This is a genomic window from Saccharopolyspora sp. NPDC045941 (assembly GCF_056431445.1).
Map to the genome: position 1 here is coordinate 1 of NZ_JBWKKU010000039.1, position 14,775 is coordinate 14,775.

Annotated in this window: 14 protein-coding genes and 1 pseudogene; 7 read left to right on the forward strand and 8 right to left on the reverse strand. The window is 70.4% G+C overall.

The features are described 5' to 3' along the window. The coding region (locus AC07FN_RS27910; RefSeq protein WP_478398289.1) for an acetyl-coenzyme A synthetase N-terminal domain-containing protein at nt 1–239 on the reverse strand (239 nt) is incomplete at its 3' end. A gap of 215 nt (nt 240–454) precedes the next feature. Between AC07FN_RS27910 and AC07FN_RS27915 the strand changes: the two genes are divergently transcribed. From AC07FN_RS27915 to AC07FN_RS27935, 5 genes and pseudogenes are all read left to right on the forward strand, one after another. Continuing rightward, nucleotides 455–1,201 (forward strand): Fic family protein, encoded by a 747-nt coding sequence (locus AC07FN_RS27915; RefSeq protein WP_093268140.1) that lies wholly within the window; start codon nt 455–457, stop codon nt 1,199–1,201. A gap of 180 nt (nt 1,202–1,381) precedes the next feature. Then, a complete protein-coding gene (locus AC07FN_RS27920) occupies nt 1,382–2,314 on the forward strand; it encodes a nucleoside hydrolase (RefSeq protein ID WP_478398290.1) in 933 nt (310 codons plus the stop codon). 24 nt (nt 2,315–2,338) lie between these two features. Next, a pseudogene (locus tag AC07FN_RS27925) lies at nt 2,339–2,818 on the forward strand (hypothetical protein); the annotation flags it as partial. A gap of 51 nt (nt 2,819–2,869) precedes the next feature. Then, a complete protein-coding gene (locus AC07FN_RS27930) occupies nt 2,870–3,769 on the forward strand; it encodes a LysR family transcriptional regulator (RefSeq protein WP_478398291.1) in 900 nt (299 codons plus the stop codon). A 291-nt stretch (nt 3,770–4,060) separates the two neighbouring features. Next, nucleotides 4,061–4,453 (forward strand): cysteine dioxygenase family protein, encoded by a 393-nt coding sequence (locus AC07FN_RS27935; protein ID WP_478398292.1) that lies wholly within the window; start codon nt 4,061–4,063, stop codon nt 4,451–4,453. Between the two features lie 86 nt (nt 4,454–4,539). On the opposite strand, the gene AC07FN_RS27940 is transcribed toward AC07FN_RS27935, so the two are convergent. Together AC07FN_RS27940 and AC07FN_RS27945 are read right to left on the reverse strand one after the other, a co-directional pair. Beyond that, nucleotides 4,540–5,451 (reverse strand): N-acetylmuramic acid 6-phosphate etherase, encoded by a 912-nt coding sequence (locus tag AC07FN_RS27940; RefSeq protein ID WP_478398293.1) that lies wholly within the window; start codon nt 5,449–5,451, stop codon nt 4,540–4,542. 58 nt (nt 5,452–5,509) lie between these two features. Continuing rightward, nucleotides 5,510–6,430 (reverse strand): MurR/RpiR family transcriptional regulator, encoded by a 921-nt coding sequence (locus AC07FN_RS27945; RefSeq protein ID WP_452618883.1) that lies wholly within the window; start codon nt 6,428–6,430, stop codon nt 5,510–5,512. 347 nt (nt 6,431–6,777) lie between these two features. On the opposite strand from AC07FN_RS27945, the gene AC07FN_RS27950 reads away from it, so the two are divergent. Beyond that, entirely contained in the window at nt 6,778–7,647 is an 870-nt protein-coding gene (locus tag AC07FN_RS27950; RefSeq protein ID WP_478398294.1) for a hypothetical protein, read from the forward strand. Here AC07FN_RS27950 and AC07FN_RS27955 read toward each other — a convergent pair. Together AC07FN_RS27955 and AC07FN_RS27960 are read right to left on the reverse strand one after the other, a co-directional pair. After that, nucleotides 7,538–7,930, reverse strand: coding sequence for a PPOX class F420-dependent oxidoreductase (locus tag AC07FN_RS27955; protein WP_478398295.1), 393 nt, complete (start codon nt 7,928–7,930; stop codon nt 7,538–7,540). The genes AC07FN_RS27950 and AC07FN_RS27955 overlap by 110 nt on opposite strands. 84 nt (nt 7,931–8,014) lie before the next feature. Continuing rightward, nucleotides 8,015–8,428: a MarR family winged helix-turn-helix transcriptional regulator gene (locus AC07FN_RS27960; protein WP_478398296.1), complete on the reverse strand. Its 414-nt coding sequence runs from the start codon at nt 8,426–8,428 to the stop codon at nt 8,015–8,017. A 64-nt stretch (nt 8,429–8,492) separates the two neighbouring features. On the opposite strand from AC07FN_RS27960, the gene AC07FN_RS27965 reads away from it, so the two are divergent. Continuing rightward, the gene (locus tag AC07FN_RS27965; protein WP_478398297.1) at nt 8,493–9,335 is read left to right on the forward strand and encodes an MBL fold metallo-hydrolase; all 843 of its coding nucleotides are present in this window, start codon (nt 8,493–8,495) and stop codon (nt 9,333–9,335) included. Between the two features lie 390 nt (nt 9,336–9,725). Here AC07FN_RS27965 and AC07FN_RS27970 read toward each other — a convergent pair whose 3' ends face one another. The 3 genes from AC07FN_RS27970 to AC07FN_RS27980 are packed head-to-tail and all read right to left on the reverse strand — an operon-like array spanning nt 9,726 to nt 14,522. Next, the gene (locus AC07FN_RS27970) at nt 9,726–11,462 is read right to left on the reverse strand and encodes a serine hydrolase domain-containing protein (protein ID WP_478398298.1); all 1,737 of its coding nucleotides are present in this window, start codon (nt 11,460–11,462) and stop codon (nt 9,726–9,728) included. A gap of 10 nt (nt 11,463–11,472) precedes the next feature. Next, entirely contained in the window at nt 11,473–12,720 is a 1,248-nt protein-coding gene (locus AC07FN_RS27975; RefSeq protein WP_478398299.1) for an exo-beta-N-acetylmuramidase NamZ family protein, read from the reverse strand. Nucleotides 12,721–12,746: 26 nt separating this feature from the next. Continuing rightward, nucleotides 12,747–14,522 (reverse strand): glycoside hydrolase family 3 protein, encoded by a 1,776-nt coding sequence (locus AC07FN_RS27980; RefSeq protein ID WP_478398300.1) that lies wholly within the window; start codon nt 14,520–14,522, stop codon nt 12,747–12,749. Nucleotides 14,523–14,775 lie beyond the last annotated feature (253 nt).

Consider the following 14,775-nt stretch of genomic DNA (forward strand, 5'->3'; position numbering starts at 1 on the left):
CCGCCCACGAACCATTTCGCGAACGGCGCGTTCGACCAGTCCAGGACCTGGTCCCACTTGGTGTCCCAGGCCAGCCGCTCGGCTTGCTTCGCCCAGAACGCCTCCCGATCGGCCGAGGCTTCTTCGTACAGTGCCGACGTGGCGTTGGCCTGCGCCGCGAATTCCTGGGACGGCGGGAATGCCCTGCTTTCGGTGAGCAGGTTGTCGAGCGTGTTGCTCTGCCCGTCGGGCTGGGTCATTGCCGAGAACCTCCCTGGTGCGGGGATGTCAGTGCTATGGGAACCGTAATGCGATCGGGCTCACTGCAACAGAGGGTTCGTCCGAATGGTTCAGACCAATCCGACAATGCGGTCCGAAATCGCCGCATTACGCAGGGCGGCAGCGCGGCCACTGTGTCACATGTCGCAGCACAGCCGGGCGATGGGGGGATGGCGTGCCGGTAGCGTCGTCGGGCGTGAACGAGAAGCCATCGCTGGTGCCGCTGCTGGAGCTGGACGGCGTCGCCGACGCCGTGACCGCCGCCCGCGCGGCGATCGACGAGGTGCACCGGCACCCGGCCAACCGGCGCGGCTGGCCCGCCACCGCGGCCGAGGCATCGGTCCGGGCGGCTCGCGCATCGGCGGCCATCGCGGGCGGCGCGGCCGAGATCCCGGAGTCCGGCGAGGTCACCGACCCGTTGCTGGCCGGCTCGCTGCGGATCGCCGAGGCGATGGGCACGCTGCTGCCCACCTGGCAGCGCGCGCCGCGGCAGGCGCTGGCCCGGATGCACGTGCTCGCGGCCGCGGACCTGATCGACGATCCGGACCTGCTCGGCCGCCCGCAGGCCGACCCGGTGATCGCCGAGCGGCTCGACCTGCTCGCCGAGATCATCACCGATCGGGAGGCGCAGGGCCCGGGCCCGGTGCTGGCCGCCGTCGTGCACGGCGAGCTCCTCGCGCTGCAGCCGTTCGGCACCGCCGACGGCGTGATCGCGCGGGCCGCGGCGAGGCTGAGCGTGATCGGCAGCGGGTTGGACCCGAAGGGCCTGGTGGTTCCCGAGGTCGCGTACTTCCGGCGGCAGGAGGAGTACGCCGAGCTGGCCCTCGGCTTCGCCACCGGCGAGATCGACGCGGTCGCGGCCTGGATCGTGTACTGCTGCAAGGCGTTGGAGGCTGGGGCGCGCGAGGCGAAGTCGATCGCCGACGCCGTCCAGGAGGGCTGAACTTCCCGCGAGGGCTGGAGAGCCCGTCTCCGAGCTTGCTCGGCGTGGCGGTGCGGGTGACGGCCCCTTGCGGGAATCACCCGCAGCGGTGCCGGTCGCGTAGGCGGGCCAAGCGGCTGCGCCGCTTCATGGACAAACCCCACGACATCCAAAACAGCCTCTAGAGGCGAGGGACACGGCGTGAAGAAGATTTTGATCGACTGCGATCCGGGCATCGACGACGCGTTGGCGCTGGCGCTGGCGCACGGCAGCCCGGAGCTGGACGTGGTCGGCGTGACGACCGTCGGCGGCAACGTCGAGCTGGAGCACACCACCGACAACGCCCTGCGGCTGCACGACTACTACGGCATGGACGCCCCAGTCTCGCGCGGCGCCGGGCGACCGCTGGTGCGCGAGCCGCGGACCGCCGGGGACGTGCACGGGAACACCGGTCTCGGCGGCGTCGTGCTGCCGGAACCGAAGTCGGAGCTGAGCGGCCGGCACGCCGTCGACTTCATCATCGACACCCTGGCCGCCGCGCCCGGTGAGATCAGCCTGGTGGCGGTCGGGCCGCTCACCAACATCGCCCTCGCGCTGCGCAAGGAGCCGCGGATCGCCGAGTGGGCCGGGCAGTTCGTGATCATGGGAGGCTCCTACACCCGCGGCAACACCAACCCGGCCGCCGAGTTCAACATCCTCGCCGATCCCGAGGGCGCCGCCGTCGCGTTCGACGCGCCCTGGCGGACGGTGATGATCGGGCTGGACCTGACCTACCAGGCGCGGGCGAACGCCGCGGTGCGCGCGCGGTTCGCCGGCCTCGGCCGGCTGGAGTCCGAGCTGATCACGCCATGCCTGGACTTCTACGGCAGCCACATCAGCTACCAGGACGAGGGCCCGGCGATCCACGACGCGTGCGCGGTCGCCTACGTGATCGACCCGGGGCTGTTCGAGACGGTGCCTGCCCGCGTCGACGTCGAAACCCAGGGCCGGTTCACCTCGGGCATGACGGTCACGGACTTCCGTGCCCCGGCCGACGTCCACAACGCCGACGTCGCCACGACCCTCGACTCCGAGGGCTTCTGGAGCCTGGTCGCCGACGCCTACCGCAACGTCGCCGCCGGCCTCCCGGACTGACTCGCGGGCAAGGGTGCCGCGGTTGGCCAGCGGTTCGGCAGGCGGGCGATGTTCTGGGCGTTGGCCGCATTGACGCTCGCCGCGACGGCGCTGTTGCGGCTGCTGCTGTCGACCGGGCAGCGGGCCGTTGCCGGACGACTCGCAGAACTGCGCGTGCTCGGTGATCGCAGGGTGCAGGTCACGGTCGCGATGACGGCGCTGGGAGCCGCCGCCGCGTTCACCGCCTACACCTACATCACCCCGATGCTCACGGACGTCACCGGTTTCGGGCCGATTACCGTCACCGCGTTGCTGCTGGTCTTCGGGATCGGTGGCACCGCGGGCAACGCGCTCGGCGGGAGGCTCGCCGATCGCGCCCTGATGCCGGCGATCTGCGCCGACCGCACGCCCAAGATCGACGTGTTCGAGCAGCGGCTGGCGTTGGTCCAGCAGCGGATCGACGATTTGACGCGGGTGCGTGATCAGCTCGGGGAGTTGCGCGGTTCGGCCGTTCGGGCGGCTTGAAGCGCCGTATCGGCAGTGCCGCGATCCAGGCGAACGTGAGAGATTCTCTGCATGGTCGATCCGCGGTACATCCGGATGTTCCACGAGGTGGTGCAGACCGGCTCGTACTCCGGCGCGGCTCGGCGGCTCGGCTACAGCCAGCCCGCGGTGAGCCAGCAGATGCGCGCGCTGGAACGCACCGTCGGCACACCGCTTTTCACCCGCGCCGGCCGGACCATGCGGTTGACCGAAGCGGGCGAGGTGCTGGCCCGCCACGCCGCATCTGTTCTGCGCGACCTCGACGCCGCGCAGAACCAGATCGCGGCGATCCGGCAGCTGCGCGCGGGAAACCTGCGCATCTGCTCTTTCCCGAGTGCCAGCGCGACGATCGTGCCCGCCGCGACCGTGCACATCGCGCGCGACCACCCGGACCTGCGGATCCGGCTCATCGAGGCGGAACCCCCCGACTCGATGGAAACCTTGCGGCGCGGCGAATGCGACGTCGCCCTGGCCTTCACGTACCCGGGGGTGGCGGAGCAGCTGGACGGCGACCTGGTGGGCGTAGCCGTGCTGGACGATCCCGTCGTCGCGGTGCTGCCGAAGGGACACCGGCTGGCCAAGCGGAGATCGGTCGAACTGGCCGATCTCGCCGGCGAGCGCTGGATCGCCGGATGCACGCGTTGCCGCGACCACTTCGTGCAGGAGTGCGGCGTGGTCGGCTTCGAGCCGGACATCGCCTTCACCACGGACGACAACCTCGCGGTGCAGAGCCTGGTCGCGGCCGGGACCGGCATCGCGCTGATGCCCAGCCTGGTGCTGTCGTTCCTGCGGCACCCGAAGGTGATCAGCCGACGGGTGCGGAGGCTGGGGAACAGACAGGTGTCGGCGTACGCGCTGCGCGACCACCACCGGATCCCGGCAGCCGCGCTGATGCTGGAAACCTTCGAACGGGTCGGTACCGCGATGCGCTGAAGCCTGTTCCCAGACGCGGTTTGCCCCGCAGCGCGGGTGGCGGAACCTCGGACGGCGCCTGGACGCCACGCGTCGAACGGTGCATCTGAGCCATAAGCTCTTCTTTGAGAGTCACCAAGTTTTCGGTGGTCGACGTGCGGATTCCGGTCGGAGCAAGGTGATTCGCATGACTTCGCAGCTGACTGAACTGGCCGGGGCGATTCGCGAGCAGGTGCGGCGGGGTGCCGAGGCGGCCGAAACCGCCGAACGGTCCAGGAAGCCCTCCGGCCGTTCCTGGCCGAGCCGGACCTGTTGCGCCCGGAACAGCGGATCGGCGATCCCGGCAACTACCGGCAGCACGTCCTGCACGTGGAACCCGACGGCAGCTTCTCGATCGTCGCCCTGGTGTGGTTGCCCGGGCAGCAGACTCCCGTGCACGACCACGTCTCGTGGTGCGTCACCGGCGTTTACGAGGGCGTGGAGCACGAGCAGCGCTACGAGATCCACGACGACCACCTGGTCCTGGCAGGGCACGCCACCAACCAGCCGGGCGAGGTGTGCGGTTTCGCGCCGCCCGGCGACATCCACCTGGTGCGCAACGCGGGGACGTCCAAGGCGATCTCGATCCACATCTGCGGCGCGGACATCGCGGTCCTCGGCTCCAGCGTCCGCCGCAGCTACGACCTGCCGATGGCAGCAGCTTGAAGCTCCGTTTCCGCTGCTAAAAGCCCGTGCGCACTTTTTGCTGCTATGGCAGCACGGGCCCTGACCAGTAGAAACGGAGCTCCCGGTCAGTCCTCCACGGCGCGGAGGGCGTCGCGGACGTGGCCGTCGGCGACCGCCAGCGCCGCCGCCGCGCGCTCGATGTCGACGCCGGTGAGCAGGTGTACCAACGCCGTCTTGAGGTCTCCGGCCGCCGCCGTGAGCGCCGTCGAGCACACCTCTTCCGAGGCTCCCGTCGCCTCCTGCAGGATCCCGATGGTGCGGCCGCGCAGCTTCGCGTTCGTGGCGAGCATGCTGACCATCAGGTTCGAGTAGGTGCGGCCCATCCGGATCATCACCGCGGTCGAGAACGAGGTCAGCACCAGCTTCTGCGCGGTGCCCGCCTTCATCCGGGTCGACCCGCTGATCGGTTCCGGCCCGGTGTCCACCGCGATCACCACGTCGGCCGGCACCGGCCCGACGTCCGGGTTCGACGTCACCAGCGCCGTTCCCGCCCCGAGCTGCCGCGCGGCGTCCAACGCGCCGAGCACGTACGGGGTGCGCCCGGACGCGGCCAGCCCGAGGACGAAGTCGAGCCCGCTGGCGTCCTCCCGGATGGCGGCGGCGCCGGAATCGACGTCGTCCTCGGCGTTCTCCACGGCGCGCCGGAACGCCTCTGGGCCGCCCGCCTGGTGCGCGATGAACCAGGTCGGCGGCACGTTGAAGGTCGGGATCAGCTCGGCGGCGTCCAGCACCGCGAGCCGCCCGGAGGTGCCCGCGCCGACGTAGTGCACGCGGCCGCCCGCGCGCAGCGCCGCGACGGCCATGTCGACCGCGCGGGCGAGTTCGGGCAGCACCTGGCCGACCGCGACCGGCACCGTCCGGTCCTCGCCGTTGAGCACGTGCAGGATGTCCAGGGTCGGCAGCAGGTCGATATCCCTGGTCCTGGGGTTGCTGCGCTCGGTGGGAGCGTCCACGCGGACCGCGCGGTCCGGGCTCATCACGCCTCCTGCGGCAGTTGCGGGAGCACCCGCTCGGGGTGCGGGTCGGGGTCGCGCATCACGTCTCCTTCTGCCGTCGGCGGTCCGGACGGCTGTCGAGTCGGTGGCCGCCCACCGCCTCGTAAGTGGCCTCCAGCGCGGCCTTCGCCTGGTCCAGGTGTCGCTGCGCGACGCCGATGAACAGGCAGTCGATCACGGTCAGCTGGCCGATGCGGCTGGCCATGGCGCCGGAGCGGTAGGTGGTCTCGCGCACCGCGGTGGTCAGCACGTGGTCGGCGACCTCGGTGATGGGCGAGCGGGCGAAGTTCGTCAGCGCCGCGGTGGTGGCGCCGCGCCGCCGCGCTTCGCGCAGCGCCTCGACCGTCTCGCTGGTGGCGCCGGTGTGCGAGATGCCGATCGCGACGTCGCCTTCCTGCAGCACCGCGGCCGAGGTCAGCGCGTTGTGCGTGTCGGCCCACGCGAAGCACGTCAGGCCGATGCGGTGCAGCTTCTGCTGCAGGTCGAGCGCGACGAACGCGCTGGCGCCGACGCCGTAGACGTCGATGCGGCGGGCAGTGGCGACGTCGTCGACGAGCCGTTGCAGGATCGCGGCGTCCAGCTGCCCGGCGGTCTCCTCGACCGCCTTCGCGTCGGCGTAGCCGACCTTCTCGATGATCTGCCCGAGATCGTCGTCCGGGGCGATGTCGCTGCCCAGCTCGCGGTCGCGGACGGACGTGCGCGCCGTGTCGGCGGCCAGCGCGATCCGCAGGTCCGGGTAGCCGCCGACGCCGATCGCCTTGCAGAACCGCGTGACGGTGGTTTCGCTGGTGCCCGCGGCCTCGGCGACCTCGGTGATGCTGCGCCGGGCTATCGACGCGGGATCGGCGAGCACGATGTTGGCCACGCGCTGCTCCGCCCGCGCCAGGCCGGGCAGCAGGGAGCGAATCTTGACGAGCGGGCTGGACTCGCCCGATTCGCGGAACGTGTCGTCAGTGACCATGTGGGAAACTTACTAACCATCGCTTGTGCAGGTCAATGGGCCTCTTCCGGGTTTCCGCGGGGAAGACGCGGCAATCTCATACCCAGGTTGCCTCGGAACCCAACTACTCCGAAAGGGGTAATTCCCGGTCCGGCGCTGCGACGATGCGATTCACACCCGGCGTCATGATCCGGAAACGCGCACCGCCCGTGCTCGAAACATCGATGCCGAACACTGCCTTCCGCTCGTGAGTTCGACGGGAGGCGGCGGATGGTCGTGGCGGAGACGAAGGACCAGGCGGCGCGGGAGACGCTGGAGGACTAACCCTCCGGTTCGCCCCGCGCAGCTACCGCCGGTGGAAGTCGGGTGTGGTGGCGACAAAGGCGCTCGGCGGCATCGCCTACCTCGCCGACTTCTCCATCGGCGCGGGCATCGGGCTCGGCTACGGGACGCTCAACGCGCTGGTCGCGATCCTGGTCGCGGCCGTGATCATCTTCGTCACCGGGCTGCCGCTGGCGTACTACGGCGCGCGCTACAACATCGACCTCGACCTGATCACCCGCGGTGCCGGCTTCGGCTACTACGGCTCGGTGCTCAGCTTCTACGCGAACTGCGCGATCGCGTGGGTGGTCACGGTGGCCACCGACATCCTGATCAACAAGTACGTGCTGGGGCTGTCTCCGAAGGAGCCGGAGTTTCGCCGCGGCATGCTGCACGCGGTGAACCCGGTCGGGGTGGTGACGTTCCTGGCCTCGGCGGGCTTCTCGATCGCGATGTACTTCGGCGCGTTCGGCGCGGCGGTCCAGCCATACTCGCCGATCGCGGCGGTGGCCATCGCGGCGGTGCTGACGCCGCTGCTGGCGGCGGTCACGCGGGGCCGCTACTACCTGCGGCGCACGGACGACCATCCCGGAACCGCGCTTCGACGCCGACGGCACCCCGGTGGACACCGCCTACACCTGCGACGTCTGCGACCAGACCTTCGAGCGCCCGGACGTGCTGGCCTCCGCGGTCCCGGACACGATCATCTGCTCCCTCTGCCTGACCACGGACCGGACCGGCACCCACGTCCTCCCGCCGACGTGACCGGGGCGGGCGCGATTCCGCGCGAAATCGCGCCTCCCGCCGTCACTGCTTCGTCGAGTGCTCCGGTTCGACGTAGACGACCACGCGCTCCTCGCCGGGCTGGGGCCACGGGTACTCGTCCTCGTCGAGGTACTTCTTCGCCATCTTGTTGATGAACGCGCGGTCCGCGTCGTCCTCGATCTTGGCGACCTTGCCGCGGACCTCCACGTACCGGTAGGGCTGGTCCGGGTCGTGCACGGAGATGGCGATGCGCGGCTCCCGCTTGAGGTTCTGGTACTTCTGCCGCGTCTTGGTCTGGCTGAACTTCAGGTACCGGCCGTCCCAGTCGATCCACACCGGGCTCGACTGCGGTTCGCCGTGCGGCCCGATGGTGGCCACGTGGGCGAAGGCGCGCTTGTTCAGGATTTCCTCGCGGTCCTGCGGAATCGCCGACACTTCGACTCCCTCCGAACGATTTGCGGCTGCGGTACGACCCTGCCCGCCCGCGCCCCGCCCCGCGACTCGAACGGCGGCCCGCCGCTAGCGGTCGGCGAGGGCCCGCCGGAGGAGGTCGTGCAGGGCCTGCTGGTCCGCCTGGGTGAGCCCGGCCAGCGGGGTGTTCACCGAGAAGCGGTCGATGATGTTCGCCCGCTGCCGCTCGCCTTCGGCGGTCAGGGTGAGCTGCTTGGCGCGGCGGTCGCGCGGGTGCGGCTGCCGGGTGACCAGGCCCTGCTTCTCCAGCCGGTCGACCACGAAGGTCACGTTCGACGTCGCGCAGTGCATCCGGTCGGCGAGCTCGCGCATGGTCAGCGGCTCGCTCAGCTCGCGCAGCGCGATCGCTTGGGGTGCGGTGAGGTCGGTGTCGGCGACGCAGCCGCGCACGTGCTCGTCGATGTTGTGCGCGAGCTCGCTGATCAGGCTGCAGAGCTCGGGTGCGGCCGTCGGCTCGTCCATGCGGCGAGTCTAGCAAGCTAGAACTGTTGCAACTTTAATAGTTAAAGTTGTAAGCTCTGGTTTCATGAACGATGCACAACGCTGGAACACCGTGGCCGGAATCCGCTCGATCGAACTCGGTGACCTGCGCGTCAGCTACGTCCCGGACGGCGTCGTGGGCCTCAAGCCGCGCGGCTGGTTCCCGGGGACGACCGAAGCCGATTGGCGCGAACACGCGCGGCACCTCGACGGGGCCGGGCAACTGGTCGCCAGCATCGGCGGACTGCTCGTCGAGAGCGGTTCGCGGGCGATGCTGATCGACGCGGGCTACGGGCCGGCGGGTTCGCCGGACGATCCGGCGAACCCGGTCATCGGCGCCATCCACGGCCGCGACCTGCTGGACAACCTGGCCGCGCTGGGCCGCGAACCCGACGAGATCGAAGCCGTCGCGATCACCCACCTGCACACCGACCACATCGGCTGGGCGCACCACGGGGCGTTCCCGAAGGCGCGCGTGCTGCTGTCCGAGCGCGAGTGGGAGCGCCGCGACCAGCACGCCGCGGACGTCACGGAGGAGATGCTGGACCGGCTGGGCGAGCAGGTGGAGACCGTCCACGATGGACAGGAGGTCTTCCCGGGCGTGCGGGTGCGGGCCGCCTTCGGTCACACGCCGGGCCATGCCTCGTACGAGATCTCCTCAGGCGGCCGGCGCCTGATCGTCCTGGGCGATGCGCTGCACAGCGCGGTGCAGATCGAGAACCCGACGTGGCCGGTGTGGGCGGACGTCGACCACGACGCGGCGGTCAGATCGCGACAGGACCTGCTGCGCGAGCTCCGTGAGCCGAACACGATCGGCTTCGGGATCCACTTCGCGGACGTCCAGTTCGGCCGGGTCACCACCGGCCCCACCTGGATCCCACTCCCCTGACCAGGTTCCACCGCAATTTCACTGAGGTTTTTCCAACCTCGTTTTGCGTGGCGGTGCGGGTAGCGGAACCTCAGAGGCTCCCTGGTCTGTGGGTGCCCCTCCTGATGTATGCCCAATACACGGCAGAGGGGCCGTCCTCGCCAGGAAACCTCTGAGAACCCGCGGCGGTGCCAGTGTCGTAGGTGGGTTATACGCCTGCGGCGCATGCGACACCCATCGACGTGTGGCTTTGCGACCCGCGGCTGCGGGTCGACCAGGATGAAAAACGCTCAATGGAAATCGGACCTTCGATTTCCATTGAAATTGCGGACCTCTGGCGAGTCGGGCACACGACACGCCGGAGGCTGTGGACAACTTCCGCAATTTCAATGGAAATTGCGGACCCCTGCGTCAGCGGCCGGTGGAGAGCCAGCCTTCGGGGTGGAGGCGCGCGGCCTCGAGCTCGCCGTCCAGCAGCGTCGCGTCGCGGTCGGCCACGTGGACTCCGTCCACGTTCACGCCACGCCCGGTGTACTGGCCGTCCGGCGCGTAGCGCCACCGCAGGCGCAGCTGCTGGCCGGCGTTCGCGTCGACCGTGCCGCGCACCTTCCACCAGCTGCGATGCCCGGCCCCGGCCAACGAATCCTGCGGCTCGTCGGGCGCGCCGGGCCCGGACGCCCGCAGCGGCACCGGCCGCCACCCGGCATCGTCCACACTGGACTCCACGAGCAGCGGGTCCGTGCCGTCGCCGTCGCGCTGGGTGTCCACGAACGCGAAGAACGACACCTGCGTCGGGCCGCTGACCGGCCCCAGCACGTCCGTCGTCAACGTCCCGCCCTGCCCGGAGAACCACGACTCCGAGCCCCGCGCCGGTGCCACGCCGAGCGCACGGGCCATACCCTGCGCCAAGGCCTGCCGGGCGGCGTTGTTCGACCCCCACTGCCGCGACGGGTGCACCCGGTTGGTCAGCAGCACCGCCACCGAGCGGGACGTCGGATCGATCACCAGCGACGTGCCGGTGAAGCCGGTGTGCCCCGCCGTCCGCGGCCCGCTGAGCCCGGCCATGTACCAGCGCTGGTCCAGCTCGAAGCCCAGACCGTGCGAATGGCCGGGAAAAGCGCCGTTGAAGTCGGTCAGCATCATCTCGACGCTTTCCTCGGACAGGATGCGGCTGCCGCCGTAGGTCCCGCCGTTGAGCACGGCCTGCCCCAGCACCGCGAGGTCGTCGGCGGTGGAGAAGACCCCGGCCTGCCCGGCGACGCCGCCGAGCGCCCAGGCGTTCTCGTCGTGCACCTGCCCGCGGACCATGCCGCGCGGCGGCTCGGCCTCGTACTCCGTCGCCGCGATGCGGTGCAGCTCGGAGGCGGGCGGGTTGTAGCCGGTGTCGGTCATGCCCAGCGGCCCGGTGATCCGCTCCGCCACCACCTGGTCCAGCGGGGCGCCCGAGACGCGTGCCACCAGCAGCCCGAGCGTGATCATGTTCGGGTCGGAGTAGGTGTAGTTGGTGCCCGGCGGGTGTTTCGGGGTGAGCTGCATGATCGACGGGATTCGCTGCTCCGGCGGCAGTTTCCACAGCTGGGCCTCGGCCTGCAGGCCGGAGGTGTGGGTGAGCAGCTGCTCGACCGTGATCGATTCCTTGCCGTTGACGCCGAACTCCGGCAGGTAGGTGGCCACCGGCGCGTCGAGCTGCACGCTTCCGTCGTCGACCAGCTGCAGCACCGCGATAGAGGTGAACAGCTTGCTGATCGACGCGACGTCGAAGATCGTGTCGCGATGCATCGGTTCCCGCTGCTCGGCAGGCAGTTCGGTGCCGTTGCCGTCCGCGTAGCGCAGCTCGTGCCCGGCCACCGAACGGCGCACCACAACGCCCTCGTGCGCCAGCAGGCTCACTGCACCCGCGTACATCGGGTGCTCGCGGCCCGGTGTCTTGTCCGTCCAGGCCGCGATCTGCTGCAGTGCCGCGTCGATCGGACGGGGATCGAGCCCGACGTCTTCGGGGCTCCCGTCGGACAACAAGGTGCCGGCCGGCGCGAAGCCGTCCTGCGGCCGGTCGAAGTGCCCGTACACGTGGCCGGGCGACGCCGTGGCGGACCCCGCCAGCGCGGTGACCGAAAGCAGCGCGACCGCCACCAGAATGGTCTTGCCCATCGCGTCCCCCTCAGCGGTACAGCAGGTACGGCTCGCGTTGTCGTTGGAAGTCCGCCACGTCGTCCTGCCAGGGGCCGACGATCTCGGGCACGTCGGCCCCCGCGTCGACCATCGTGCGCAGGCGGTCGGAGCCGGACAGCTTGTCGATCATGTTGTCGGGTCGCCAGCCGAAGACCTGCGGGTACAGGCGGCGCGCGGTGGTGATCATCGCGACGGCGGCGCCGATCGCGTCGACCTCGCCCGAGCGGTAGACCTGCACGCCGCCGCAGGTTGTGTTGGCGTGCTTGGAGAAAGTCGGCACGAAGTAGGTTTCGCGGAACCGGAGCCCCGGCAGTCCGGCGGCGTTGAGCTCCTCCGCCCAGCGCCAGTCGATGCCGGGCGCGCCGATGATCTCGAACGGCCTGGTGGTGCCGCGGCCCTCGGACAGCACGGTGCCTTCGAACAGCCCGGTCCCGGGGTAGACCGCCGCGGTGTCCGGGGTCGGCATGTTCGGACTGGGCGGGACCCACGGCAGGCCGGCGTCCGCGCCGCGCCCGCGCCAGCCCTCCACGCGGATCACGTCGAGGCGTTCCAGCGGGCTCGGCAGGTACTCGCGGTCGAACAGCCGCGCCAGCTCGCCGACGGTCATGCCGTGCTGCTGCACGATCGGCAGCAGCCCGACGCCGGAGGCGAACCGCGGGTCCAGCCGCGGGCCGGCGACCCGGGAGCCGATCGGGTTCGGCCGGTCCAGCACCAGGAACGCCGCTGCGACCTGGTGGGCCGCCTGCATCGCGGTGAACATCGTCCAGATGTAGGTGTAGAAGCGGGCGCCCACGTCGGCGATGTCGAACACGACCTGCTCGACGCCCGCCTTGCGGAACATCTCGGCCAGCTTCGCCGCGTCGGCCCCGTACGCGTCGTACACGGGCAGGCCGGTGCGCGGGTCGCGGTAGTCGCCCTCCGAGCCGCCAGCCTGCGACGTGCCGCGGAACCCGTGCTCCGGCCCGAAGACCGCGACCACGTCCACCGCGCCGCTGGCGTGCATGACGTCCACGACGTGCTCCAGCGACGCGAGCACGCCGGTCGGGTTGGTCACCACCCCGACCCGGCGGCCGGTGATGTCCTGCCAGTTCCGCGCGGCGAGGACGTCCGCCCCGGTCTTGACGCCCGGGCCGAGGTCGGTGGACCGCGGGGCGGCGCACGCGGAATTCGTCGCGAGGCCCACCGCGGGCACTGTCAGCGCCGCGGCGGTCAGGAAGCCCCGTCGATTCACACCCATGCCCGCCCCTTCCGCGTTCACCCGGGCTACCAGCTCAGGCCGTGGCCGAACGGGTACTTGTCGACACCGGGCTGACCGGGGTCGGGCACCGGGACCGGCAGCTTGCCGACCGGGGAGATCTCGCCGAAGAGCACCTTCGTCAGCGATTCCATCGCCACCGCCTTGTCCGAGTAGGTGGCGATCCAGCCGGGCAGGTCGACGTGCGCCGCGTCGTACGGGTCGCGCACGGCGACGGCGACGACCGGCTTCCCGGTCTGCTGCAGGGCGCGGACCAGGTCGAGCTGCGTCTTGTTGGCCTCGCTCCACGCGGCGTTGGTCAGCACCACGGTGACGTCGTTGCGCTTGGCCTCCTCGACGGCCTGACCGATCTGCTCCGGCGTCGGCTTCAAGCCCGTCGCCAGGGCCGACGCCTGCGGGCCGCGCGCGTTGATCCGTTCGGCCAGTGCGGCGGTCGCCTTGTCGCCGGCGCCGGTCACGAACATCGATCCCGGTTTCTGCAGCGGCAGCATCCCGTCGTTGCGCAGGACGGTCGTGGTGCGGTCGGTGATGGTCTGCGCCTCGGCGAGGTGCTCCGGCGTCCCGACGATCCGGTCCACTTTGGACACATCAGCGAAGGGGTTGTCCAGCACGCCCCGCGCGGCCTTCAGCGCCAGGATGCGCTCCACGCTCTGGTCGATGCGCTGCTCGGTGAGCTCGCCGCTGCGCACCGCGTTGACCACGCCGTCGATGGCGACCTGCACGTTGAACGGCATCAGCATGATGTCGGCACCGGCCTTGAGCGCGAGCACCGGGATCTCGGCGTCCGGGTGCTTCTCCCGCACCCCGTCCATCTTCAGCGAGTCGGTGACGATCACGCCCTTGAAGCCGAGCTCGTCGCGCAGCATCCCGGTGAGCACGTTCGGGGACAGCGTCGACGGCTCACCGGAGTCGTCGAGCTTGGGGACCATGAGGTGACCGCTCATGACCATGTCGGTCCCGGCGGCGATCGCCTCCTTGAACGGCGGCGCGTCCAGCTGCTCCCACTGCTGCCGGTCGTGCTCGATCACCGGCAGCGACGTGTGGCTGTCCTGGCTGGTGTCGCCGTGCCCGGGGAAGTGCTTGACCGCGGCCGACACCGTCTCGCCCGGCTTGCCCGAGTCCTCGTAGCCGCGGATCTGCGCGGCGGTGAGCTGCGCGGCCAGTGCCGGGTCGGAGGAGAACGACCGCACCCCGATCACCGGGTTCGCCGCGTTGACGTTGACGTCTCCGCTCGGCGCGAAGTTCAGGTTCAGGCCCATCGCCCGCAGTTCCTGCCCGGTGATCGCGGCCGCGCGGACCGCGTCGTCGGTGCTGCGGCCGGAGCCGAGCGCCATGTTGCCCGGGAACTGGGTGGCGGGTTCCAGGATCCGGGTGACCTGCCCCTGCTCCTGGTCGGTGGAGATCAGCAGCGGCACCTTCGCGCCGGAGTTGAGCGCGGCGTCCTGCAGGCCGTTGGACAGCTCGGCGATCTGCTCGGGGTCGTAGAGGCTGTCGGTCCAGGCGAAGTGGATGATGCCGCCGAGGTGGTACTTCTGCACCACCTGCGCCGGGGTGTCGACCCCGAACTCCGCCTGGTTCTGCGGGTGTGCGGTGTCCGCCGTCCGGCCGTAGGCGTAGGTGACGAACAGCTGCCCGACCTTCTCCTCCAGCGTCATCTGCTTGAGCAGCTCGGCGGGTGACTTCGGCTGCTTCGGGGCTGCGGTGCCGCCGGTGGTGGTAAGCGCGGCGGCACCGATGGCGACGGCGCTCAGCGCGATGGCGGCTCGGCGCGCTCGGGTCTTCACGTTGGCCTCCCTGCGGGCGGGGTAACGCCGGGCGGAAAGTGTTCACCACGAAATCGGTCGATTTCGGAAGTTACTCACACGTTCGGCCTCGGTCAACGCTGCGCACCGGTGTGGTCGCGGACCGTCCCGCGAAGGAGGAACGAGACAGAGATACGGCGGCGGGGGGGGGGGGGGGGGGGGGGGGGGGGGGGGGGGGGGGGGGGGGGGGAGGTGGTGGAGGGGGGGGAATGTTTGTGATTTTATTTGTTCGTTT